This is a genomic window from Burkholderia sp. HI2761, assembly GCF_002223355.1.
Lineage (GTDB): Bacteria > Pseudomonadota > Gammaproteobacteria > Burkholderiales > Burkholderiaceae > Burkholderia.
In genome coordinates this window covers 1,244,756-1,269,852 of the sequence record NZ_NKFN01000004.1, presented here as the reverse complement: position 1 = coordinate 1,269,852, position 25,097 = coordinate 1,244,756, and the positions used below count along the sequence as shown (strand labels likewise).

The following is a 25,097-nucleotide window of genomic DNA, read 5'->3' as shown; positions in this document are numbered from 1 at the left end:
GCGGTCTCCGACCGCGCCTTTGTCAAAGAGCGAAAGCCATCCGGCCCGCGCTCACCCCGTTGTTCGGTCGTTTTTCATGCGTTGCACGGGCCGCGCCTTCGTCATGCGCGGGCGCGATCCCGTCTTCGAGCGACGCGCAGATTTCGTCCGCGCGGCGCGCCAGTACCGACAGCAGCGTGTCGGACAGGCCGTGGCTGTCTTCGCAGCAGCCTTGCAGATAGATGCGCGGCGCGAAGTGCTCGGGCGTCGCGAGCAGGTAGTCGCGCGTCACGTCGCCGCGCGTGAGCGCATCGCCCAGATGCGGCGCGAGGCCTTCGAGCAGCGCCGAATGCGTGTCGCGGCGGTAGCCGGTCGCGAGCACGAGCGCGTCGAAGCGCTCGACGCGCGTGGCGCCGCTCAACCGGTCGCGCAACGTCAACTCGATGCGGCCGTCGGCGGTGCGCACCGCGGCCTCGATCGCGCTGTTCGCGAGCAGCGCATGACGCGGCGTACCGTCGATGCGCTGCAGGTACAGCATTTCGTAGATCTGCTCGATCAGCGGCCGGTCGACCACCGCGTAGTTCGTGTCGCGATAACGCTCGAGCAGCGCGCGGCGCGCGTCGTGCGGCTGCGCATAGACGACGTCGGTGAATTCGGGGCTGAAGATTTCGTTGACGAACGGGCTGTCATCGGCCGGCTTCAGGGCGCCCGCGCGCATCACGAGGCTCGCGTCGACGTGCGGGAAGCGGCGCGCGAGGTCGATGAACACCTCGGCCGCGCTCTGCCCCGCCCCGATCACCGCGACGCGGCGGCGCTCGCCGTCGGGCGATGCGACGAGCCGGTCGATATCGGTCAGGTAAGACGACGAATGAATCACGCGGTCGCGGCCGAGCGCGGCGAACGCATCCGGAATCGCCGGCGTGCCGCCGACGCCGACCGACAGCGCCCGCGTGACGCGCTGGCGCTCGTGGCCGGCCGCGTCGCGCGACAGCACGCGCAGTGCGTCGATTCTCGCGCCATCGCCGCGCACGGGCTCGATTCCCAGCACGGTCTCGCTGTAATGGACGCGATCGTCGAACGCCTCGGCAACCCAGCTCAGGTAGTCGTGGAATTCGACGCGGGTCGGATAGAAGTTCTTCAGGTTGACGAATTCGTTCAGCCGGCCGCGTTCGAACAGGTAGTTGATGAACGTGTAGCGGCTTTTCGGATCGCGCATCGTGACGAGATCCTTCAGAAACGAGATCTGCATCCGGCAGTCGTCGAGCAGCATCCCGCGATGCCAGCCGAACTCCGGCTGGCGCTCGACGAAGCAATGGGCCAGCGTGTGCGCACCGCCGCGCTCCGCGAGGCGCACGGCCAGCGCCAGATTCGACGGCCCGAAGCCCACGCCGATCAGGTCGAATACGGTTTCTCTCTGCATGTCTCAGCTCCCTTGTCGATGAATCCGGCCCGTCAGACGTGACGACCGGAGAAGAACGTCTCGCGCAGCGTGCGCATCCACAGCGGCTGCGCATCGGCCAGCGCGAGGCGGCGCTGCCGCGCGAAGCCGTGCCGCGCGAGATGGTCGGCAACCCGCGTGTGGCCGGCCGGAACGGCACAGCCGACCGCTTCGGTACGCAGGTCGTCGAGAAACAGGTAATGCACGACGGACGGCAGCCAGCCGGCCACGCGGTGCGGGCCGCGCCAGCGCGACTCGCCGACCAGCATCCGCAGCCCGCGGTCGTAGTCGCACGCAGCGACGTGCGGCGCGAGCGCGTCCTCTTTCAGCCAGAACGCTTCGAAATACGCGAACGGCTCGCCGTCGAAACAGCCGACGAGCGGCGTGACGTGCGGATCGGCTTCCTGCGGGCCTTGCGCGCCGCATTGCGCGGGCCGTGCGGCCGGCCAGCCGTCGCGTACACGCGGCTCGTCGAACCAGCGCGCGAGCCGCTCGGCGTCCTCCGCCGGCTGCCAGCCGCGCAGCGTGAAGCGCACGCCGAGCGCCGGCAGGTCGCGCGCGTAGACGTCGCCGCGCGGTGCGGGCGGCCGGCGCGGATGACGTCGGCCGTCGGTGACCGTCGGCAGCGTCGCGCACGGCAGAGGCGCGCCGATGAGCCACAGATCGGCCTGTTGCGCCCAGCCGTCGCGCACGCAGCGGCCGCCGTCGGCGAGGACGCCGCTCGCGCGCAACGCGTCGAGCGCGACCGCCGGCCACGCGGCCGGGTCGAGCCGGATCGCCGCGTGGCGCGCGCTGTCCGAAAACGCCGCGGCCAGTGCGGCCAGCAGCGCCCGCCGCTGGTCGGCCGGCGCCGCGCGATGGTTGTAGGCGACGAGGCGCAGCGCGCCGTCGTCCGCGAGTTGCGCGCGCAGCAACTGCGCGCCGATCCCGTCGCCCTGCGCGACGCGGATCTGCGCGCCGTCGCGCACGGCGAACAGGCCGTCCGCGAACGCGAGGCGGTAGGTATCGAGCATCGTGAATCCGTCCGGACGCACCTCAGCCAGCATGGCGCGCCTCCTGTCCCGCTTTCGTTTTCGCTTGCACATCGAGCCGCGCGCCGAGCGCCGCGAGCGTCGGCGCCGCGAACACGTCGGCGACCGTCAGCGCGTGACCGGAACGGCTTGCGGCGTCGACGAAGCGCACGACGTCGAACGACGTCGCACCGGCTTCGAACAGGTCCGTATCGGGCTCGGGAGCGGCCGTCGCGAACGTGTCCGACCACAGCGCGGCGAGCACGGCGGCGGCATGCGACGGCATTGCGTGGGGCCGTGTTGCGCCGTTGGCGCGTGCGTTGAACGCAGCGTGCGTGTCGGCGCGCGCATCGGGCGCGCCGAGCGCGGCTTCCGACGCACCGGCGAAACGCGCGACTTCGTCGTGATACAGATCGACGAGTACGTCGACGAAATCGCGCGCGAGCAGTTCGTCCGCATACGAGAACGCGGCGCTCACGCGGCCGTCCGGATGCTCGACGACGTCCAGCTCCAGCGTGAACACGACGCGATGGCGCACGTCGTCGAATTCGGCCAGCGACAGGCCGGCCCAGTCGCGCGCGGCCGCACCGGTCGGGCGCAGGTAGTTGAACATCACCTGGAACAGCGGATTGGCCTGCGCGGCACGCGGCGCGCGCAACGCGGCCACGACGTCGGCGAACGGCACGTCGGCATGCGCATACGCGGCGAGCGCCGTGTCGCGCACTTGCGCGAGCACGTCCGCGCGACGCGCGGCCGGGTCGATCCGCGTACGCACGACGACCGAGTTGATGAACAGGCCGAGCGCCGCGCGGGCCGCGTCGCCCGTAAGCTCGCGCGTCGATGCAAGCACGCCGACCGGCTGGTCGGCCGCGCCCGTCGCGCGGAACAGCGCGGTGTTGAGCGCCGCGTGCAGCAGCATCGGCAGCGTGGCATGCGCGGCCGACGCGGTGTCGCGTGCGGCGCGAATCAGTTGCGCATCGAATTCGAACGCGATGCGGGCCGCGCGCCATTGCGGCACGGCCGGCGCGTCCGCGCGCTGCGGCAGCACGCGCGACGGCAGATCGGCCAGTGCGTCACGCCAGTATGCAACGCGGGCCGGATGGCACGGCGCGGGCAGCACGAGCGGCACGGCCAGTTGAGCGGCTTCGTCGACCGGTGCTACGTCGCCGCGCACGCGGGCGACGTAGCGGGCGCGCACCGCGTCGAGCCACAGCTCGATCGATTCGCCATCCGACACGATGTGGTGAATCGTCACCGACAGCACGTGATCGTCCGCACCGAGCCGCAACACGCGGGCACGCCACAGCGGCGCGTCGGCCGCGAGATCGAACGGCGCGAGCGCATCCGCGTCGGTCAGCGCGGCCGCGCGGGCCAGCGCATCGGCTTGGGCCGACAAGTCGATCATCGGCAGATCGACGGCGATGTCTGCCTTGATCCGCTGGCCCGGCAGCTTACCGTCGCGAGCGACGAGCCGCGCGCGCAGCGCCGGATGCACGGCCGCCGCATCCGAGAACGCCGCGCGTAGCGCATCGACGTCGAGCGGACCGCGCACGCGCAGCGCGACCGGAATGTTGTATGCGGCGCTGTCCGGCTGCGCGCGCCACAGGAACCACAGGCCGAGTTGCGCGGGCGACAGCGGCCACACGCCGTGCGCATCGGGTTTGGCGACCGCGACGCCCGGTGCCGCGGCACCGGCATGTGCCGCACGTGGCGCGTCGGCCACCTGCAGTGCGTACTGCGCGAGCACCGGCGCCTCGAACAGCGCGCGCACCGGCACGTCGCGGCCGAGCCGCTCGGCCACCCGCGTCGCGACGCGCACGGCGGCGAGCGAATGGCCGCCGAGATCGAAGAAGTGATCGCCACGGCCGACGCGCTCGAGATTCAGCACGTCGCACCAGATCGCCGCGAGCGCGGCTTCGTCACCGTCGTGCGGCGCCTCGTATGCCCGTTCGACACGCACGGGCGCCGGCAGCCGCGCGCGGTCGACCTTGCTGTTCGCGTTGCGCGGCAGCGCGTCGAGCACGATCAGTTGCGCGGGCACCATGTAGTCGGGCAGCGTGCGGCGCAGGTGCGCGTCGAGCGTCGCGGCTTCGACCGGCCGCGCGGCTGCCTGCGCCTCCGCGGTCAGTTCGACGTACGCGACGAGCTGCGCGAGCGCGCCCTGCCCGTGCACGACCGCGCATGCTTCGCGTACCGCGTCGTGCGCGGCGAGCTGCGCTTCGATTTCGCCGAGTTCGATGCGCAGGCCGCGCAGCTTCACCTGGTGATCGACGCGGCCGATGAAATCGAATACGCCGTCCGCGCGACGCCGCACGAGGTCGCCGGTACGGTACAGTCGCGCGCCCGGCGCGCCGTACGGATCGGGTACGAAGCGCTCGGCCGTCAGCGCCGGGCGGTCGAGGTAGCCGCGTGCGACGCCGATCCCCTCGCCACCCAGATACAGTTCGCCGATCACGCCGACCGGCAGCGGATGCAGCCGCACGTCGAGCACGTGTGCGGTGCGCGCGCCGACCAGCGTGCCGATCGGCAGATACGCGGCGTCGCCGAGCTTCGCGAGATCGTCGCCGGGACGGAACATCCACAGCGTCGGCGTGATGACCGTTTCGGTCGGGCCGTAGCCGTTGACCACGCGCACGTTCGGCAGCGCACGGCGCAACATCGCGAACGCCTCGCGCGACGTCGCCTCGCCGCCGACGGTCAGCGAACGCAGCGTCGGCGGCGCGCCGTGCGCGAGCGCCCATTCGGCGAGCTGTGCCGCGCAGCCGGGCGGCACGTAGGTCATCGTCACGCCGTCGCGGATCATCATCGCGCAGGTCTGCGCGGGCGGCCACAGTACGTCGGCCGTCACCGACACGGCGGCGCCCGACATGTATTGCGAAAACCAGCCCTCGTGCGCGCCGTCGAAATTGACCGACTGAAACAGCAGGAACACGTCGTTCTCGCCCGCGCCATAACGCTCGGCGATCGCCGCGCAATGCAGCGCGAACGACGCATGGTCGACGATCACGCCTTTCGGTTTGCCGGTCGAGCCCGACGTATAGATCGCGTAGGCTGCATGGCCCGGCAACACGTCGGGCAGCGCGACACCCGCGGCTTCGGCGAGTGCATCGATTTCGTCGGCGCGCCACACGCGCAGTTCCGGCAGCTCGGGCAGCGACGCGGCGCTCGCGGCGTCGGTCAGGACGTGCACGATGTTCGCGTCGCCGACGATCTGCGCGAGCCGTTCGCGCGGATGAGCCGGGTCGAGCGGCACGAACGCGGCGCCCGACTTCAGCACCGCGATCAGCGCGACGAGCAGGTCGACCGAGCGCTGCAGCGCGACGCCCACACGCATCTCGGGGCGCACGCCGGCCGCCACCAGATGGCGCGCCAGGCGCGCCGCGCGTGCATCGACTTCGCCGCGCGTCAATGCGCGATCGATATCGGCGACGCCGCGTGCATCGGGCCGCGCGCGTGCATGCGCCGCGATGCGCGCATGCACCGGAACGAACGGCTCGGCAACGCTCGCGCCGGCCGGCGCGTTCCACGCGAAGAGCTGTGCGCGCTCGTCGGCAGGCAGCCAGTCGAGATCGCCGATCGGCTGATCCGGGCGCGCGAGCGCATCGGTCAGCAGCGTGACGAAGCGCGCGGCCAGCCGGGCGATCGCATCCGCGTCGAACAGGTCGAGCGCGTAGATGAAGGCGGCGTGGAAGGTGCCGTCCGGTGTCGCTTCGACGGACAGCGTCAGGTCGAATTTCGCGGACGGCGTGCCCGACGGCAGCAACACGGCCGACGCCGCGCCGAGTGCCGGCAGCGCGCGGCGTTCGCCGTACGCGGCCATCACCTGGAACAGCGGATGGTGGCTGGCGCTGCGCGGCACGCCGAGGGCATCGACCACCTGCTCGAACGGCACGTCCTGGTGCATCTGGGCGTCGACGAGCGCGCGCTGCGTACGCGCGACCAGCGACGAGAAATCGCCGTGCGCGGGCACGTCGACGTCGATCGCCAGCGTGTTGACGAAGAAGCCGATCAGGCCGGCGACTTCCGCGCGCTCGCGGTTCGCGGCCGGCACGCCGACGCAGATCCGTGCGTCGCCGGTCGCGCGCGCCAGCAGCGCGTCGAGTGCGGCGAGCAGCACCGCGAACGGCGTCGCGCCGGACGCGGCCGCGAATGCGCGCAACTGCGCACCGAGGCGCGCGTCGAGCGAAAACACATGACGCGCGCCGCGCGCACTGCGCCGCGCCGGCCGTGCGGTCGCGCCAGGCAGCGTCAGCACGCCGCGCTGCGGATCGAGCCGCTCGCGCCAGAACGCGAGCTGACGGTCGCGCTCGCCGGCGTCGAGCCAGCGGCGCTGCCACAGCGCGTAGTCGGCGTACTGGATCGGCAGCGGCGCGAGCGGCACCGGCTCGCCCGACGCATACGCGCGATAGAACGCCGCGAGTTCGGACAGCATCACGCCCGACGACCAGCCGTCCGACACGATGTGATGCACGGTCAGTGCGAGCCAGTGATGCGTCGCGTCGAAGCGAATCAGATGCGCGCGCACGAGCGGCGCCGTGCCGAGATCGAACGGTTCGGCTTCGTCGGCCGTTGCGACCGCTTCCGCGCGCGACACGCGCTGCGCATCCGGCAATGCGTCGAGATCGGTTTCGCGCCACGGGCAGCGCGCCGGCGCGTGGATCGTCTGCGCGACGCCGTCCTGCGTTTCGTCGAAGGTCGTGCGCAGCGCTTCGTGGCGCGCGATCAGCGCATCGCATGCAAGGCGCAGCGCATGCGCGTCGAGCGGTCCCGTCAGCGCCAGGCGCTCGGTGATGTGATACGCGTCGGGCGTATCGATCAGCCGCGCGTGTAGCCACAGCCGCGTCTGCGCGAACGACGCCGGCACGCGGTCGCCGCGTGCCGTGCGCGGCGGGATCGGCAGCACGCGGAAGTCGATGCCGGCCGCGCCGAGCTTGTCGATGAAGACCGCGCGCTGCGCGTCGGGCAGTTGCGCGAAACGCGTCGCGAGCGCGAGCCAGTCGGGTTGAACCTTCGTCATCCGTCGTCCTTATTGGGTTTCCAGTTCGCCGAGCAGCGCGTCGATCGCGCTCGCCGCATCGGTCGCGCCGCGTGCCGCGCAGGCCGCGTCGATCGCTTGCGCGCAGCGCGCCAGCGTGCGCGTGTCGAACAGCGTGCGCAGCGGCAGCGCGAGCCCCCAGTGCAGATTGGCCTGCGCGTGGGCCTGCGTCGCGAGCAGCGAGTGGCCGCCGAGCAGGAAAAAATCGCCGTCGCGGCCGATCGCGTCCACGTGCAGCACGCGCTGCCAGATTTCGGCGAGCGCCCGCTCGGTATCGGTCGCGAGTTCGACGGCTTCGGTCGCTTCGCGCACCGGCGCGGGCAGCGCATGGCGGTCGCACTTGCCGTTCGGCGTGACGGGCAATGCATCGAGTTCGATCAGCTGCGACGGCACCATGTACGCCGGCAGCTGCGCATGCAGTGCGTCGAGCAGCGCCGCGCGGTCGAGCGGGCCTGCGTCGCCTCGGGCGACATAGCCGACCAGTTGCTCGTCGCGCACGATCACGACCGCATCGTTGACGCCCGGCGCCGCGCGCAGCAGCGCCTCGATCTCGCCCGGCTCGATTCGCTGGCCGCGCAGCTTCACCTGCGTGTCGACCCGGCCGAGGTAGTCGAGCGCGCCGTCCGCCCGGCGGCGCGCGAGGTCGCCGGTGCGGTACATGCGTGCGCCCGGCACGAACGGATCGGGTACGAAGCGCTCGGCCGTCAGTGCCGGACGGCCGAGATAGCCGCGTGCGAGGCCCGCGCCCGCCAGATACAGTTCGCCGGTCGCGCTGGCCGGCACCGGCTGCCACGCGGCATCGAGCACGTGCAGTTGCAGGTTCGCGATCGGATGGCCGATCGGCACCGCGACCGCGTACGCGTCGTCGGGGCCGCAGGTCCAGTGCGACACGTCGATCGCGGCTTCGGTCGGCCCGTACAGGTTCACGAGCGTCGCGTTCGGCAAGAGGCGGGCCATCTTCGCGACGAGTTCGGGCGCCAGCGCCTCCCCGCTCGCGACGATCAGGCGCACGCTGTCGCATTGCGCGGCGGCCGAGAAATCGTCGAGATGCGCGGCGAACGCGGCGAGCATCGACGGCACGAAATGCAGCACCGTCACGCCGTGCGCGTGGATGGCGGCGGCCAGACGCGCCGGATCGCGATGGTCGCCCGGCGCGGCGATCGCGAGCTTCGCACCGGTCGCGAGCGGCCACACGAATTCCCATACCGACACGTCGAAGCCGAACGGCGTCTTGTGCAGCACGACGTCGTCGCGCGTCAGCCGGTACGCGTGCTGCATCCACGCGATCCGGTTCGCGAGCGCGCCGTGCGTGTTGCCGGCGCCCTTCGGCTTGCCGGTCGAGCCGGACGTGTAGATCAGGTACGCGAGCTGTGCGTCGTCGATCGCCGCGGTTTCGTCGTCGATATCGCCCGCTTCGTCGGCCAGCAGGTCCGCCACCGTCAGCAGTTGCGTCTCGGCGCCGTCGCCCAGCGCGGCCTCGACCTGCTCGCGCAGATGCGCTTGCGTGATGGCGACGGCCGGCCGCGCGTCGCGCAGCAGGTACGCGATGCGCTCGGCCGGATAGTCGGGGTCGACCGGCAGGTACGCGGCGCCGGCCTTCAGCACGCCGACGAGCGCCATCACCATGTCGAACGAGCGCTCGACGCACAGCGCGACCGGCGTGTCGGGCTGCACGCCGCGCCGGCGCAGCGATGCGGCGATGCGCGACGTGCCGGCGTCGAGTTCGCGATAGGTCGCGCGCTGCACGCGGCCTTGAGCGTCCGCATATTCGAGCGCGATCGCGTCGGGCGTCGCGTGTGCCGCGTCGACGAATTGCAGGTGCAGCGGCTGCCGTCGTTCCATCGGCCAGGTACGCGCGGTGTCCTGCGCGCGCACCAGCGCATCGCGGGCCGCATCGTCGGCGATCGACAGCGTGCCGAGCCGCACGTCCGGCGTACGGGCCAGCGTATCAAGCGCGCAGGCGAAGGCGCGGTGCCAGGTCTCGACCTGATGCGCGTCGATGCGCGCGGTGTCGTAGCCGTAGTCGATCGTCAGTTCGGCGCCGCTTTCGATCACGAGCGTCAGCGCGAAATCGGTCGATTCGATGCTGCGGATGTCGCTCAACGCCAGCGCACGCGGATCGCCATCACGCGCGGTGTCGTCCACCGGATAGTTCTCGAATACGACCAGCGTATCGAACAGTGCGTCGCCCGACCCGCGCGCCCAGCGCTGGATGTCGGCCAGCGGCGTGTGTGCGTGTTCGGCGGCGGCCGCGTTCTCGCGCTGCAGCGTTTGCAGCCAGTCGGCCGCCCGTTGCTGCGGCGCCGGCGCGGTGATCACCGGCAGCGTGTTGATGAAAAGGCCGAGCACCGAGTCGACGTCCGCGAGCGCATCGGGACGGCCCGCGACGGTTGCGCCGAACGCGACGGCCGGCTGGTGCGTCATCCGCTGCAGCGCGAGCGCCCATGCGCCCTGCACCAGCGTGTTGACGGTCAGTTTCAGCGCGCGGGCGGTCTGGGCGACGCGTGTCATCGTGTCGGCATCGAGCGTCGCGCGCCACGTGACCATCTCGGCGTCCGCGCGGTCGGCCGTGCGTTCGGCAATCAGCGTGGGCGCGTCGAGTCGTGCCAGGCGTTCGGTCCAGAAGCGCTCGTCGGCGTCGCGCTCGCGCGTGCCGAGCCATGCGATGAAGTCGCGATAGCGCAGCGCCGGACGGTTCGCGAACGGCGACACGGCGTCGGGGTCGCGGTAGTCGCGCAGCACGTCGGCGAGCAGGCGCGCGGTGCTCCAGCCGTCGAGCAGCACGTGGTGACGCGTCCATACGACGCGCCATGCGTCGTCCGTCACGCGGATCAGCGTGAGCCGCATCAGCGGCGGCTCGCGCCAGTCGAAGCCGCGCGCGCGGTCGGCCGCGAGCCACGCGTCGAAATCGGTGTCGAGCGTGTCGCCGCGCGTGCGCCAGTCGAGCTGCTCGACCCGCATTTGCGCGTGACGATGCACGCACTGCAGCGGCGCGGCTTCGTCCGGCATCACGCTCGTGCGCAGGATGTCGTGACGCGCGACGGACGCATCGAATGCGGCCGCGAGCCGGTCGGCGTCGAGCGCCGTGGCGGTCGCGACGAGCTGGTTCACGTAGCTCGCGTGGCCGGGCGCGAACAGCGCATGGAACAGGATGCCCTGCTGCATCGGCGACAGCGGATACACGTCGTCGATCGTGCGCCAGTCGAGCGGCGCGCGTTCGATCGCGGCCTGCGTGAGACCGGCGGCCTGCGCGAGCGGGAAATCGCCCGGCGTCGCGCCGGCGCCGCGATGCGCGACGCGCGACGCGCATGCATCGACGAGTTCGCGCAGCACGGCCGCGAAGCGTTCGGCGAACGCGTCGATCGTCGCGCGTTCGAATTGCGGCGCACCGTAGACCCAGTGAACCTTCAGCGTGCGCGCGCCGTCGCCGTCCGTGTCGAGGTACGCATGGATCGCGAGCGTATTGCCGAGCGGGCCTTGGGGATCGCGCTCGACGCCGGTGCCGCCGAAACGCGGGACGAGCGTTGCATCGCGCGGCGCGTCGAACTGGCCGAGATAGTTGAACGTGACGCGCGGGCGCGGCACGGCGGCCAGCGTCGCGCGCGTCGCCGCATCGCCGTAGCATGCGAGCACGCCGAAGCCGAGCCCCTTGTGCGGCACCGCGCGCAGCGTGTCCTTGACCGCGCACAGCGTGTCGCGAACCGTCGCTTCGACCGGCAGCGTCACCGGGTAATGGCTCGTCAGCCAGCCGATCGTGCGGCTGGCATCCGCGTCGTCGAACAGCGCTTCGCGGCCGTGCCCTTCCAGTTCGACCCGGCACGATGCGGCGCCGCGCGCGCCGGCCAGCGCCAGCGCGAGCGCCGCGCCGAGCAGCTCGATCGTCTGCGTGCGATAGGCCGCGTGCGCGTCGGTCAGTGCGGCGCGGGTCAATGCCGCGTCGATCGTCTGCACGACGACGGCCGCATCGGCGTTCGTCGCCGCTGCGTCCGGGTGATCGGGCACGATGTCGCTGCCGTGCGCCATGCCGGCCCAGTAGGCGGCTTCGGCGGCGAACGGCGACGCCGGCTCCGTTGCGGCGCGGGCAAGCCGTGCGGCCCATGCGTCCGCGCGCAGGCCCGGTTGCGACAGGCGGATCGACGTGCGCTCGCATGCGGCGCGGTAGGCCGTGTCGAGGTCGTCGAGCAGGATCCGCCACGACACGCCGTCGACGATCGCATGGTGAATCGCGAGATAAAGTCGCGTCGAACCGTCCGGCAACCGTGCCGCGCACGCGCAGGCGAGCGGCCCGCTGCCGAGATCGAGACGGCGCTGCAGCGCATCGAAGCGCGCCAGCGCGTCGGCTTCGTCGCGTGCGGCGACTTCGACGAACGGCAGCGCGTCGTACGGCTTCGCCGCATCGCTCGCGTGCCACGTGCCGTCCGCGCCGCGTACGAAGCGCTGACGGAATGCGTCGTGATGTGTGAGCAACGCGTCGAATGCGCGTGCGAACGCATCCGCGTCGAACGCGCCGCGCACATCGAACGACACCGACTGGTTCCAGTGGCCGCGGCGCGGGATATCGAGCGCGAAGAAGCGCTGTTGCGCGGGCGTCAGGATCGGCGTGGCAGCCGGCGCGGCAACGGCAGGCGCGACTGCGCCCGGAAGCTGCGCGGCGACGGCCGTGTCGTCCGTTTTCGCGATGCGTGCGAGTTCGGCGACGGTCGGCCCGTCGAACAGTTGCTTCGGCGTGAAGCGCACGCCGCGCTTGCGCGCACGGGCGATCACCTGCAGCACGAGGATCGAATCGCCGCCGAGTTCGAAGAAATTGTCGTCGCGGCCGACCTTCGGCGCCTTCAGCACGGCCTGCCAGACGTCGGCGAGGACCGTCTCGACCGCGCCCCGCGGCGCATCGCCTGACGCGACCGCGACCGGCACGGCCGCCAATTCGCGCAATGCCGCGCGATCGATCTTGCCGTTCGCCGTCACCGGCAGGCGCGCCAGTGCGACGAATTGCGCGGGCACCATGTAGTCGGGCAGCTTCGCGGCGAGCGCGGCGCGCACCGCGGCTTCGTCGAATGCCGTGCCGTCGCGCATCACGACGAACGTCGCGAGCCGCAGGCGGCCATCGTGCTCGATCGCGAGCGTTTCGGCCTGCGCGATCGGGCCGGCCGCACGCACGGCCGCACTCACCTCGCCCGGCTCGACGCGGTAGCCGCGGATCTTCACCTGGTCGTCGATCCGGCCGAGGAATGCGAGACGGCCGTCCGCGCGCAACCGCACGCGGTCGCCCGTGCGATACAGCCGTGCGCCGGGCGTGAACGGATCGGGCACGAAGCGCTCGGCGGTCTGCGCCGGACGCCCGAGGTAGCCGCGCGCGACGCCCGGCCCGCCCAGATACAGCTCGCCCGTCGCGCCGGCCGGCACGCAGGCGCCGAACGCGTCGAGCACCAGCGCGCGCGCATTCGGCAGCGGCAGGCCGAGCGGCACGCCGCTCGCGGGGTCGCGCGCGTCGGCGGCGATCGACGCCGTGTCGCACGCGATCGCGCCGACCGTCGCTTCGGTCGGCCCGTAATGGTTGATCACGCGGCAGGCCGGCGCGAGCGCGGCCAGCCGTGCGATGAGGGCCCACGTGAGTGTTTCGCCGCCCGTCACGAGCGCGTGGCGCGGCAGCACGTCGGCCGGCACGCGCGCATCGAGCAGCGCCTGCAGGTGGCTCGGCACGATCTTCAGCACGCCGACGTCGCGACCGCGCATTTCGTCGGCGAACCGATCCGGATCGAATGCGCACGCGGCCGGCAGCAGGTGCAGCGTGCGGCCCGCGCACAACGCGCCGAACAGCGTCGTGTGGCCGAGATCGGCCGCGACGGTCGAGACCATCGCGAACGATGCGTCGGGCGCGAACGCGAGTTCGTCGAGCATCCCCTGCACGTAGTCGGCCAGCGCGCCGTGCGAGACGACGACGCCCTTCGGCGTGCCGGTCGAGCCCGACGTATAGATCAGGTACGCGCCCTGTTGCGGGTGCGGCGCGACGCGCACGCCGGCCGCATGGGCGAGCGTCGCGTCCTGCGCGAGCGCGTCGACGTCGAGCGGCTGTGCGTCGAGGCCGGCCGGCCATGCGGCCGGCTCCGCGACGAGCGCCCAGCGCGCGCCGCAGTCGGCAGCCGCCGCGGCGAGTCGCGCGACCGGCTGCGCGGGGTCGAGCAGCACGGCCAGCGCGCCGGCTTTCAGCGCGCCGAGCAGGCCGACGACGAAACGCGCCGAGCGTTCGATGCAGACGACGACCGCCGCTTCGGCGGCCACGCCGCGTTGCGCCAGCGCCCGCGCGATGCGGTTCGATGCGTCGTCGAGTTCGGCGAACGTCAGCGAAGTCGATGCGTCGGAAAGCGCGACGCGATGCGGATACGCGGCCGCCTGCCGTGCAAATGCGGCGACGATGTCGGCATGCTCGATACGCAGCGCACGGCCGTCGCGCGGCTGGCGCGACGCAGCCGATGCGTCGCACGGCAGCGCGGCCGTCGTGTGCCGCGGATCGCGCGCGGCCGCGCCGACGAGCGCCGCATAGCTGTCGAGCCACGCACGCGCGGTATCGGCATCGATGCAGTCGGTCGCATAGGCCGCGACCAGTTCGATCCCGTTCGCATCGTCGGTGAAATCGAGCGCGAAGTCGAAGCGCGCGGCGAGATCGGGCCCCGGCGTCGCGACCGCCGTGGCGCCCGGCAGCACGCTGTCGTGCCGCGCGTCGAACTGCTGCGCGAACTTCACGCGCAGCCATTCGTCGCCGCGCTTGACGGGCGGCTTCACCGCGTCCACGACGCGCTCGAACGGCACGTCCTGGTGCGCGACCGCGTCGAGCGCCGCGGTACGCGCCGCGTCGACGAGCGCGCGGAACGGCAGCGTCGGCGCCACGCGTACGCGCAGCGCGACCGTATTCAGGAAAAGACCCAGCAACGCGCGCGTTTCGGGGCGCTGGCGATGCGCGACCGGCACCGCGACGACCACGTCCGTTTCGCCGGTCAGGCGCGACAGCCACGCGTCGAGCGCGGCCAGCAGCACCGTGAAGACGGTCGCCTGTGCGTCGCGCGCGAGTTGCCGCACGTCGGCCGCGACCGCATCGGGCAGGCGCACCGACACGCGTGCGCCCTGCAGCGTGCGTACTGCGCCCGGCTGGCGGTCGACCGGCAGCGCGAGCGGGCCCGGCACGTCGCGCAGCGCGCCGCGCCAGTAGTCGAGCTGGCGCTCGCCCTCGCCGCCGGCCAGCACGTCACGCTGCCAGTCCGCGTAGTCCGCGTACTGGATCGGCAATTCGGGCAGCGACGGTTCGCGGCCTTCGGCATACGCGCGGTACGCCGCCGACAGTTCGTCGAACGCGCAGCGCGAACTCCAGCCATCGGTGATTGCGTGATGCGCGGTCAGCAGCAGGCGGTGACGATCGTCGGCGAGCGCGATCAGTGTCGCGCGCAGCAGCGGGCCGCGCGCGAGGTTGAACGGCTCGGCCGCGTCGCGCTCGGCGAGACGGGCGGCTTGCGCGTCGCGGGCGGCGGGCGGCTGATCGCGCAGGTCGACCGCGGCGATCGGCACCGGCAGATGCGCATGAATCCGCTGCATCACGACACCATCGTCGTTGTCGACGAGCGTCGTGCGCCATGCCTCGTGACGGCCGATCACGTGATCGAGCGCACGCTGCAGCGCGTCGCGGTCGAGCACGCCGTCGATCGTCCAGTGTGCGGCGATGTGATACGCGGCGCTTGCGTCGCGCGTTTGCGCGAGCACCCAGAAGCGTTGCTGTGCGAGCGATGCTGCACGGTCGATATGGGGCGCACCCGATGTGGCCGCATCGGCCGGCGCACGGCGCGCGACAATCGCGGCCAGCGGTTCGCCGGTCTCGGGTTCCGCACGGTCGACCGTTTCGGCCAGGTCGGCGAGCACCGGATCGGCGAACAGCGTATCGAGCCGCAGATTCACGCGCATGGCGGCACGGATCGCGGCCTGCAACTGCATCGCGGCGAGCGAATCGGCGCCCAGCGCGAAGAAGCGATCGTCGCGCGACGGCGTGACGTCGAGGCCCAGCAGCGTCTGCCAGAGGCCCGCGATCCGCTGTTCGGTCGGCGTGCGCGGCGCATCGCCGGCAGCTTGCGTCGCGTCGCGCGCGGCGGCGATCCGCTCGCGCAGCGCGGTACGGTCGAGCTTGCCGTTCAGCGTGTACGGCAGCGCATCGCAACGCACGAACCGGTGCGGTTGCCACGCGGCCGGCAATTGCGCGGCCACGTGCGTCTTCAATGCGGCATCGTCGGCCGGCGCGCGCAGCGCGACGCACGCAATCAGCCGCGTCGGCCCGTGGGCGGTGTCGGCTACCACGGCCGCGTCGGCCACGGCCGGGTGCGAGCGCAGGCATGCGGCGATTTCCGCCGGCTCCACGCGCACGCCGCGCACCTGAACCTGATCGTCGAGGCGGCCGAGATAGTCGAACGCGCCGTCGTCGCGCAGCCGTGCGAGGTCGCCGGTGCGATAGACGCGCGCGCCGGGTTCGCCGTGCGCATCGGGAATGAAACGTTCGGCCGTGAGCGCCGCGCGACCGTGATAACCACGGGCGACGCAGACGCCCCCGAGCAGCAGCTCGCCCACCCCGTCGGCTTCGGCGCCGTCGATGCGGGCGACACGCGGGCCGATCACGCGGCCGATCGGCAGCGATGCATACGCGTCGTCCGCGGCCAGCACCGGCGTTTCGCCCGGCTCGACCGGCCACAGCATCGGCGAGATCACGGCCTCGGTCGGCCCGTAACCATTGATCAGGCGGACTGCCGGGAACGTGCGCCGCACGAATTCGAACGCCTGCTGGGGCAGCGCTTCGCCGCCGAACGCGAGTACGCGCAATGCCGGCGGCACGCCGTCGCGCGCGGCGACGGCTGCGAACTCGCGCAGGTAAGCCGGCGGAAATGCCGCGACGCTGACCGCTTCGCGCACCATCAGCGCATGCGCGGCGTCCGGCGCGAACGGCTGCGGCGGCGCGACGACGATGCCGGCGCCGACCGCGAGCGGCGCGAGCCAGCATTCGTGCGCGGCGTCGAAATTGACCGACGCGAAATGCAGCAGACGGTCGCCCGCCTCGATCGGCAGCGCGGCCGCGAGCGCGTCGCAATGCGCGGCGAGCGGCCCGTGCTCGACGACCACCGCCTTCGGCGTGCCGGTCGAGCCCGACGTATAGATCATGTACGCGGCCGAACGCGGATGCACGGCCACGGCGTCGTCATCGAACGCGTCATCCCGCGCGACGCCCGATGCATCGGCCGTCGCATCGAACGCGTGCTCGAACGGCGTGCCGAGCGCCGCCCGGCCGGCCGCGTCGACGATGCCGTGCCGCAGTTGCGCGTCCTGCACGATCCAGTCGAGGCGTGCGCTCGGATGGCGCGGATCGAGCGGCACGAACACGCCGCCCGCCTTGAGCACGGCCAGCAGCGCGACGAACAGTTCGCACGAACGTTCGACACACACGCCGACCCGCACTTCGGCGCCGACGCCGGCCGCGCGCAGTTGCCGGGCGAGCTGCGATGCACGTGCGTCGAGCGCGCCGCGCGACAGGCGCAGGTCGTTCTGGAAAGGCACCGCGATGGCGGGTGCGTCGGGCGCGAGGCGCGCCAGTTCGCGGATTCGGTGATGCAGCGCAGTCGGGAAACTCGTCATGTGCGTGAAGTCCTTCGGTCCGGCCGCTTCGGCCAAGTCTCGGGGCCGCTTGGGGCGGCTTCACTGGTGTGACGAACGGCGCAGCCGATTTTTTACCGTTTTGCACGCAAAGTGCGTTCGGCCGATTTTTTTGACGATGGCGCTAAATATTTGCGCGGCCCGTTCGTCTATCAGGGAAGAAAGCCGCAACGGCGCCCGTTCCGCCCGCGGCTTTCGCGTCAGATTTTCCGTTTTTCGCGCTATTGCCCGCCTTCCCTTTACCGACGTTGCCGATGACAGCCGCCCACGAGCCTTCTTCCCCGCCGTCCCTCGACGCTTCCCCCGGCCGCCCCGCGGCGCGCCTGATCCTTGCGCTGCTGCGCGAAAGCCGCGTGTCGCTCACGCTGGCGCTCACCGCATGCGTGCTGAACGGCGTCGCGAGCGTGCTGCTCGTCGCGACGCTGAACCGCGCGCTGTCGCAACCGGGCGCGGCCGATGCGTCGCTCGCGTGGCGCTTCGCCCTGTGCGCGGTGATCGCGCTCGTCACGCGGATCGTGTCGGGCACGCTGTTTGCCCGCCTGTCGCAGGACACGATGGCGCGGCTGCGCGTGCATCTGGCGCGGCGCGTCGGCGCGGCCGAATTGCGCGACATCGAACGAATCGGCGCCGCGCCCGTGCAGTCGGTGCTGACCGACGACGCGACCAACGTGTCGATGCTGTTCTTCGCGTTGCCGAACCTGGTCATGCACGGCTCGATCGTATTCGGCTGCCTCGGCTATCTGGCGTGGCTGTCCTGGCCCGTATGCGTGCTGGCGCTGGCCGCGATCATCGCCGGCTCGCTCGGCTATCACACCGGCGACCGCCGCGCGATCGCGTCGCTCGAAGCCGCCGGCCAGGCGCAGGACCGCCTGTTCGGCTATCTCGGCTCGCTGTTCTCCGGCGCGAAGGAGCTGAAGCTGCACGATGCGCGCGCCCGCCAGTTCGTCGACGGCCAGCTCGGCGCCGCGATCGGCGAAGTGCGCGACCACCGCCGCCGTGCGTTCAGCGCGTATGCGGTCGGGGTCGGCTGGATCATCTTCCTGTTCTACGTGTTCCTCGGCGTCGCGTCGTTCTGGCCGCAGCTCGGCGTGCATGCCGACCCGGCCACGGCCGCCGGCTACGTCGTCGTGTTCCTGTTCATGCTCGTGCCGCTCGACGGCCTGCTGAACAACCTGCCGACCGTCAACGCGGCGCGCGTGTCGCTCACGCGGATCGAAGGCGTGATGGCCGAATTCGGTGCGCTGCGCACGGTGCCGCCCGCGGCCGATGCGCCCGACGTGCCGCCGGCCGGCGCGGTCACGCTGCGCGGCGTCACGCACGCGTATTTCCACGAGCGCGACGAACGGATGTTCAGCATCGGGCCGATCGACCTGACGATCAAGCCGGGCGAGCTCCTGTTCATCGTCGGCGGCAACGGCAGCGGCAAGACGACGCTCGCCAAGGTGCTGACGGGGCTCTACGAGCCCGAGCAAGGCACGATCGAGGTCGACGGCCGCACGATCGGCTGGCGCGAGCGCGCGGCCTATCGGCAGCGCTTCAGCGCGGTGTTCAACGATTTCCACCTGTTCGATGCGCTGCTCGGCATCGTCGACCCCGACGATCCGTCGCGCGCGCAGGCCGATGCGCGGGCGAATGCGCTCGTCGCGAAACTCGCGCTCGACCACAAGGTGAAGGTGGTCGACGGCGCGTTCTCGACGCGCGCGCTGTCGACCGGGCAGCGCAAGCGGCTCGCGCTCGTCGTCGCGTACCTGGAGGATCGTCCGTTCTATCTGTTCGACGAATGGGCGGCCGACCAGGATCCGTCGTTCAAGGCCGTGTTCTATGAGCAACTGCTGCCCGAGCTGCGCGCGCGCGGCAAGGCCGTGATCGTGATCACGCACGACGACCGCTACTTCGACCTCGCCGACCGTCTGCTGAAGCTCGACAACGGGCGCATCGTCAGCGACACGCAACCGGCGCGCCTTCGCGCGCAGGATGGCGTCGATGCGCTGAGCGCATAAAGCAACAGTCGAATCGAAAAATCGCCGACACGCTGCACTGGCAGTGTGTCGGCGATTGTCGTTTCGGCGGGGAATCGGGCTGACGTGTGGCGAAAAGGAAAACGCAAGTCACTCGTCGCCAAGCGAGCACAACGCCTTGCCGGTTAGCGCGGTGTCCTCCAGCGGCATCCTCCGCGCGCTCAGCGCACGGTCGGCAGCTTCAACATCGTATCGGTCATCACGTCCACCAGCTTCAGCGCCGACATCGGGCCGCCGAAGCCCCAGATGTTGCGCTCGATCAGCGCGATGCGGTGCGCCTTCAGCGCGGGCACGAAACGCCACACCGGCGAATCGAGTTTCGTCGACAACGGCACGTCCATCCCCGATGCGGTCACGAACAGCACGGCGAGATCGCGCTGCCGCAGCAGATCGGCCGACGTCACGTACAGCGTGCCTTCCCGCGTCGGCTTCTTCGGCCACGGATCGAGCCCGAGCGCCCGCGCGAGGCCCGCGGACGTGCTGTTGCCGGTATAGGCCCAGTAACGATCGGGCAAGCCGAGATCCTGCAGCAGCGCGACGCGCTCGCCGTGGCGGCCCGCGGCCGCGAGCCGCGCCGCATTGCGCGCGATGCCGACGTCGAGTTGCGCTTCGACGGCCTGCGCGCGCGCATCGCGCCCCGTGACCGCGCCGATCGTCCGGAAGATCTGCCGCATCCAGTCGAGCTGCGTGACGAGCACGCCGCCTTCCGACACGTTCGGGCTGAACTGGAACAGGATCGTCGGCGCGATCCGGTCGAGCGCATCGAAGATCGGCGCATGCCGGAAACCGACACCGATGACGAGATCCGGCTTGACCGCCGCGATCGCCTCGAGCCCCGGCTCCTGCCGCGAGCCGATGTCGGTCACGTGCGCGAGCTGCTCGCTCCGGTAGCCGAGCCAGCCCGGGTAGAACGCCGTATCGGCCATCCCGACCGGCACGATGTCGAGCGCGATCACGCTTTCCGCGAACATGAAGTCGAGCGCGACCACGCGCCGCGGCCGCACGGGCATCTTCGCGCTGGCCTGCGATACGACGGGATTGCCGACCAGCGACACGGCGCGTTGCGTACCGCCGGCGCCCCCGGCCACGGAAGCGGCGGCCGCCGATGCGGAGAACGCGCCGCAGCATGCGGCGCCGAGCGCGCCGAGTGTACCGAGCGCGTGCCGGCGGCCGGCGCGCGTCACCGGATCGCGTCCTGCTCGGCCAGCGCCGCGTCGTCCATCGTCAGTAGCAGGGGGCAGCTTCCACACAGTTGCGTTTCTCCAGGGATTTCGTAGCGCAGGCAGCACACGCGGCGCGCGCGAAACGGCGTCGGCAGCAGCGGCGAGCGCGGCACCGCGTCGCGCACCGGCATGCGCAGCGGATTCGGCTCGCCGTGCACGCAGGTCGAACCGAACAGCCAGTTCGCGTCGCCGACGGGATCGGCCGCGCACGACAGCGAACGGCAGGTAGCGAGCAGATAGTCGAGCAGATTGCCCGCGTTGCTCCACAGCACGCGCGGCGTGACGCACCCCATCGCCGCGAGCAGGTCGATCACCGCACCGAGATGCGCGATGAGCCCCGCATAGCGCGGCTCGGGATCGTCGCACGGCGCACCGAGCGCATCGTTCGCGAAATACAGCGCGGCCGGCATCCCGTCGTCGAGCGCGACGAACGTGCGCTCGGGTGTCATGTCGAGCGGCCGGCCGAGCATCAGCGCGGCAACGACGCCGGCCGGCACCGCGCGGCCGAAATAATATTTGCTCCATTGCGACATCAGCGCCCGCGCGTGCCGCGTCGGATCACCGCCGTAATGGTCGACCATCGCGCCGAGCACGGCATCGCGATGCGCGGGCAACGCGCTGACGGGCACGACGATGCGGCCCGACGCGTGCGCATCGTCGGGCATGCCGAGCCACACGACGTCGAGGTGTTCGGCGAACGGTTGCGGCGCGAATGCCGAAAAGCGCGTGGCACGCGCGCCGTCGAGCGACGGCGTCATCGCCCCGCGCGCCGGGCGCGGCGCCCCTCGAGAATCAGCAGCCCGAGCAGGTACGGCGCGCCGATCAGCGCGGTCAGCACGCCGGCCGGCACTTCGCGCGGCGCGACGACGGTGCGCGCCGCGAGATCCGCGACGCCGAGGATCAACGCGCCGCACGCCGCCGCGAGCCACAGCCGCGTGCGATGCCGGCGCGCGCCGAGCATCGTCGCGACGTGCGGCGCCATCAGCCCGATGAAGCCGACCGGCCCGACCGCCGCGACCGCCGCGCACGCGGCGAGCGTCGCGATCGTCAGCGCGAGCGGCCGCAGCGCCGCCACCGGCAGGCCGAGCGCGGCCGCCTGATCGTCGCCGAGCGCGAGCATGTCGAGCGGTTTCGCGAGCCACGCGAACGCCGGCACCGCGAGCACGCACCACGGCAACAGCATCGATACCTCGCCCCAACCGCGGCCATATGTGCCGCCGACGAGCCATACGACGAAGCGCGCGGGCTGCACGCTTTCCTGCGTGATCAGCCATTGCGCGAGCGTGGTCCACAACGCGCCGATCACGATGCCGGTCAGCGCGACCGCGAGCGGCGCGTAGCGATGCCGGTGATTCAGCGCGAGCGTGATCGCGAGCGACAGCCCGCCGCCGATCAGCGCGGCGGCGGCAAGCGTCACGTGGCCCATCAGCGGCCACGTCGACAACGCGAACAGCGTGACGAGCCCCGCGCCCTGCGTGACGCCGAGCACTTCGGGGCCCGCGAGCGGATTGCGCACGACGCTCTGCATCGCGACACCGCTGACGGCCAGCAACGCGCCGGCAAGCAGCGCGCACAGCAGGCGCGGCATGCGCAGGTCGATCAGCATGCGCGCGAGCGCATCGTGACCGGACAGCGCGGCCGACCAGCGCGCGGGCGACAGCCATTCGGGGCCGGCCGACACCCCGACAAACACCGCGAGCGCGGCGGCAACGACGAACAGCGCCGTGCGCAGCGGCCAGCCGAGCCGTTCGAGCCAGCCGACGAGCCGCGTCGATCCGCCGCCCGCCGCGCGTTCGGCATCCGCGTGCAGCACGCCCGACCAGGCGGCGCCGCGCCGGATCATCGCGAGCATCAGCGGCGTACCGACCAGCGCGATCGCGACGCCGGTCGACAGCGTCGCGTCGAGGCCCGACGCGAGCACCGCGCTGTCGGTGACGAGCACGAGCGCGCCGCCGGCGAGCGCCGACAGCGGCACCAGCACGCCGAGCCGAGCCGCGCGCGCGCCGCGCACCTGGCGCAGCAGGTTCGGCGCGACGAGGCCGACGTACGACAGCGGGCCGGCGATGCTGACGGCCACGCTCGTGAACGCGACCGCGACGATCGTCGCGGCGAGTCGCGTCGCATCGACGCGCACGCCGGCCGCGGCCGCCGCATCATCGCCGAGCATGAGCGGATTCAGCGGCCGGATCACGAACGGCAGCGCGACCAGCGGCACGACGAGCCAGCGCGCGGCGAGCGCGAGGCCCGTCGCGCCCGGCTGGTACAGGCTGCCGTTGGTCCACAGCGCGGCGCCCGCGATGTTCTGCTCGAAGAACGCGAGCACGAGCGTCGACAGTGCGGCGAACAGCAGCATGCACACGCTGCCCGCGAGCACGAGCCGCAACGGCGTCGCACGCCAGCCGCCCGCCGCGACGATCGCGCACGCGGCGGCGGCGAGCCCGCACACGAACAGCAGCGGCACCGACGCGACGCCCGCCAGCGCCGGCACGAGCATCGCCGCGAGCAGGCCGAGTTGGGCCCCACCCGTCACGCCGAGCAGGTCGGGCGACGCGAGCGGATTGCGCGTGAGCGACTGGAACAGCGCGCCGGCGATGCCGAGGCAAGCACCCGCGACGAGCGCGGCCGCGACACGTGGCAGATTGAGGTCGAACAGGAATACGTGCGCAAGCGACGCGGCATCGCTGCCGGGCGCCGCATCCCACCACACGCGCAGATCGGGAGCAATCCGCAGCGCCGCGAGCAGCGCGATCAGCACGACGAGGCCGAACGCGATCGCACCGGCCCGCCCCGTCGTCGCCCCGTTGCCCGTCGCCGCGAGGCGCTTGCGCATCGCGAACGTCGTCATACAGCGAGATCCCGGTCGAAGACGCCGGCCGCCTGCGGCGCGCCGTCGGTCGACGGCCCGTAGGCCGGCACGCACATCGGTGCGCCCGTGCGCGGGTGCGCGAGCTTCAGCATCTCGACGCCGAACGCCGCGCGCAGCCTCGCCGGATCGAGCATCGCGTCGGGCGTGCCCTGCGCGACGAGGCGGCCCGCGCGCATCAGCACGATCTCGTCGCTGTATGCGGCCGCCTGGTTCAGGTCGTGCAGCACCCACACGATCGTCAGCCCGCGCGTACGGTTCAGCGCACGCAACGCGTCGAGGATGTCGAGCTGGTGATGAATGTCGAGATAGGTCGTCGGTTCGTCGAGCAGCACGATCGGCGCCTGCTGCGCGAGCGCCATCGCGATCCACGCGCGCTGACGTTCGCCGCCCGACAGCGCGCCGACGTCGCGCTCCGCATCGTCGGCAAGGCCGCTCGTCTCGAGCGCCTCGTCGATGGCCGCATGATCGATCCGCGACAGGCCGCGCAGGAAGCCGCCGTACGCATAGCGCCCGTACGCGACGAGCTCGCGCACCGTGAGGCCCGACGGAATCTGGTTGAACTGCGCGAGCATCGTCAGCTCGCGCGCGAGCGCGCGACGGCGAAACGACGCGAGCGGCTTGCCGTTCACTTCGACATGGCCGGCGCGCGCGGGCTGCAGGCCCGCCAGCGTGCGCAGCAGCGTGCTCTTGCCGCAGCCGTTCGGTCCGCACAGCGCGGTGACGCGGCCGGCCGCGATCGACAGGTCCAGCCCGTCGATCACGACATGGTCGCGATATCCTACCGACAGCCCGCGCGCGGCAAGCGCGGCGGTACTACGCGTCATCAATCCTCCGTTCGGTCGCGCGGGACCGTGTAACTCCGCGCCATCGCGACGACGACCTTGCGCGGCCCCTCGAACGGGTCGCGTGCATGCGCGGTCAGCATGTTGTCGAGCATCAGCACGTCGCCGGTGCGCCACGGGAATACGATGCGCTGCTGGTCGAGCACGCCGCGGATCTCCGCGAGCGCGTCGGCCTCGAGCGGTTCGCCGTCGCCGTAATACACGTTGCGCGGCACGTTCTCGAGCCCGACCGCGTCGACGAGCGCTTCCTGCATGTCGTCGTCGAGCGCCGACAGGTGAAACAGGTTCGCCTGGTTGAACCATACGCGCTCACCCGTATGCGGATGGCGCGCGACCGCCTGGCAGCGCTCACGCGTGCGCAGCAGCAGCTCGCCGTCATCGTCGGTGCGCCACGCGCATTCGATGCCGCGCGCCGCGCACATCCGCTCGACCTCGGCCGGCTCGTCGGTGCCGAACGACTGCTGCCACGGCAGGTCGAGCCCCTGCCCGAAATTGCGCACGTACAGCAGCTCGCGCTTCTCGAAGCGCGCGACGAGCGCCGGATCGAGTGCGCGGTACACGGCACGGCTGTCCGCGATCGGCGTCGCGCCGCCCTTCGGCGCGGCGAGCGCGCAGTGGAACCAGATTCGCAGCGGCCATTCGCGCGTGTACGACTGCTCGTTGTGCAGCGGGATCGCGCGGTGCGGCGGGTATTCGGTCGACGTGTAGACCGCGCCTTCCACCTGGCTGCGCGGCGTCGATGCGTATTCATAGCCGATCAGCGGATCGCCGAACGATGCCGCGAATTGCTGGAACGCGTCGATCGACGGCACGCGAAAGCCCGTGAACAGCACGCCGCCCGCCCGTTCGAGCGTGTCGGCCGCGATCTCGCGCGCCAGCGGCGCGACGTCGTCGATCGACATTCCGTCGTTGCCGCGCGGCGACACGACGGTGGGCAGCCCCGGCTCGATACGCAGGTCGTCGAGCGTCGGCAACGAAAGCAAGGTCATGCAACGTCCTCTTCAGGTGGCG

Annotated in this window: 10 protein-coding genes; 1 reads left to right on the top strand and 9 read right to left on the bottom strand. The window is 71.7% G+C overall.

Annotated elements, in window-relative coordinates:
- Positions 1-22 precede the first annotated feature (22 nt).
- The 4 genes from CFB46_RS12650 to CFB46_RS12635 are packed head-to-tail and all read right to left on the bottom strand — an operon-like array spanning position 23 to position 17,119.
- Positions 23-1,399 carry a lysine N(6)-hydroxylase/L-ornithine N(5)-oxygenase family protein gene (locus tag CFB46_RS12650; protein ID WP_027784419.1) on the bottom strand — a complete coding sequence of 459 codons (1,377 nt, stop codon included), beginning with the start codon at positions 1,397-1,399 and terminating at the stop codon, positions 23-25.
- Between the two features lie 32 nt (positions 1,400-1,431).
- Positions 1,432-2,463, bottom strand: coding sequence for a GNAT family N-acetyltransferase (locus tag CFB46_RS12645; protein WP_089500151.1), 1,032 nt, complete (start codon positions 2,461-2,463; stop codon positions 1,432-1,434).
- Positions 2,453-7,444 (bottom strand): non-ribosomal peptide synthetase, encoded by a 4,992-nt coding sequence (locus CFB46_RS12640; RefSeq protein WP_089500150.1) that lies wholly within the window; start codon positions 7,442-7,444, stop codon positions 2,453-2,455. Before CFB46_RS12640 ends, CFB46_RS12645 begins: the two co-directional genes overlap by 11 nt.
- Before the next feature lie 9 nt (positions 7,445-7,453).
- Entirely contained in the window at positions 7,454-17,119 is a 9,666-nt protein-coding gene (locus CFB46_RS12635; RefSeq protein ID WP_089500149.1) for a non-ribosomal peptide synthetase, read from the bottom strand.
- A 272-nt stretch (positions 17,120-17,391) separates the two neighbouring features.
- Here CFB46_RS12635 and CFB46_RS12630 point away from each other — a divergent pair, with 272 nt between their 5' ends.
- Positions 17,392-19,137, top strand: a complete 1,746-nt coding sequence (locus tag CFB46_RS12630; protein WP_089500148.1) for a cyclic peptide export ABC transporter — start codon at positions 17,392-17,394, stop codon at positions 19,135-19,137.
- 179 nt (positions 19,138-19,316) lie between these two features.
- On the opposite strand, the gene CFB46_RS12625 is transcribed toward CFB46_RS12630, so the two are convergent.
- The 5 genes from CFB46_RS12625 to CFB46_RS12605 are packed head-to-tail and all read right to left on the bottom strand — an operon-like array spanning position 19,317 to position 25,075.
- Positions 19,317-20,339 (bottom strand): ABC transporter substrate-binding protein, encoded by a 1,023-nt coding sequence (locus CFB46_RS12625; protein ID WP_089500147.1) that lies wholly within the window; start codon positions 20,337-20,339, stop codon positions 19,317-19,319.
- Entirely contained in the window at positions 20,336-21,136 is an 801-nt protein-coding gene (gene fhuF, locus CFB46_RS12620; protein ID WP_089500146.1) for a siderophore-iron reductase FhuF, read from the bottom strand. The genes CFB46_RS12625 and fhuF overlap by 4 nt, the downstream gene beginning before the upstream one ends.
- Positions 21,133-23,223, bottom strand: a complete 2,091-nt coding sequence (fhuB, locus tag CFB46_RS12615; RefSeq protein ID WP_089500145.1) for a Fe(3+)-hydroxamate ABC transporter permease FhuB — start codon at positions 23,221-23,223, stop codon at positions 21,133-21,135. The genes fhuF and fhuB overlap by 4 nt, the downstream gene beginning before the upstream one ends.
- The gene (locus tag CFB46_RS12610) at positions 23,220-24,068 is read right to left on the bottom strand and encodes an ABC transporter ATP-binding protein (protein WP_089500144.1); all 849 of its coding nucleotides are present in this window, start codon (positions 24,066-24,068) and stop codon (positions 23,220-23,222) included. The genes fhuB and CFB46_RS12610 overlap by 4 nt, the downstream gene beginning before the upstream one ends.
- On the bottom strand, positions 24,068-25,075 hold the full coding sequence (locus CFB46_RS12605) for a TauD/TfdA family dioxygenase (RefSeq protein ID WP_089500143.1): 1,008 nt from the start codon (positions 25,073-25,075) through the stop codon (positions 24,068-24,070). The genes CFB46_RS12610 and CFB46_RS12605 overlap by 1 nt, the downstream gene beginning before the upstream one ends.
- Positions 25,076-25,097 lie beyond the last annotated feature (22 nt).

Excerpts from the sequence above, each read along its gene's own strand:
- fhuB (WP_089500145.1), bottom strand. The coding sequence starts at position 23,223 with ATGACGACGTTCGCGATGCGCAAGCGCCTCGCGGCGACGGGCAACGGG.
- CFB46_RS12645 (WP_089500151.1), bottom strand. The coding sequence starts at position 2,463 with ATGCTGGCTGAGGTGCGTCCGGACGGATTCACGATGCTCGATACCTAC.
- CFB46_RS12640 (WP_089500150.1), bottom strand. The coding sequence starts at position 7,444 with ATGACGAAGGTTCAACCCGACTGGCTCGCGCTCGCGACGCGTTTCGCG.
- fhuF (WP_089500146.1), bottom strand. The coding sequence starts at position 21,136 with ATGACGCCGTCGCTCGACGGCGCGCGTGCCACGCGCTTTTCGGCATTC.
- CFB46_RS12650 (WP_027784419.1), bottom strand. The coding sequence starts at position 1,399 with ATGCAGAGAGAAACCGTATTCGACCTGATCGGCGTGGGCTTCGGGCCG.
- CFB46_RS12630 (WP_089500148.1), top strand. The coding sequence starts at position 17,392 with ATGACAGCCGCCCACGAGCCTTCTTCCCCGCCGTCCCTCGACGCTTCC.
- CFB46_RS12605 (WP_089500143.1), bottom strand. The coding sequence starts at position 25,075 with ATGACCTTGCTTTCGTTGCCGACGCTCGACGACCTGCGTATCGAGCCG.
- CFB46_RS12610 (WP_089500144.1), bottom strand. The coding sequence starts at position 24,068 with ATGACGCGTAGTACCGCCGCGCTTGCCGCGCGCGGGCTGTCGGTAGGA.
- CFB46_RS12635 (WP_089500149.1), bottom strand. The coding sequence starts at position 17,119 with ATGACGAGTTTCCCGACTGCGCTGCATCACCGAATCCGCGAACTGGCG.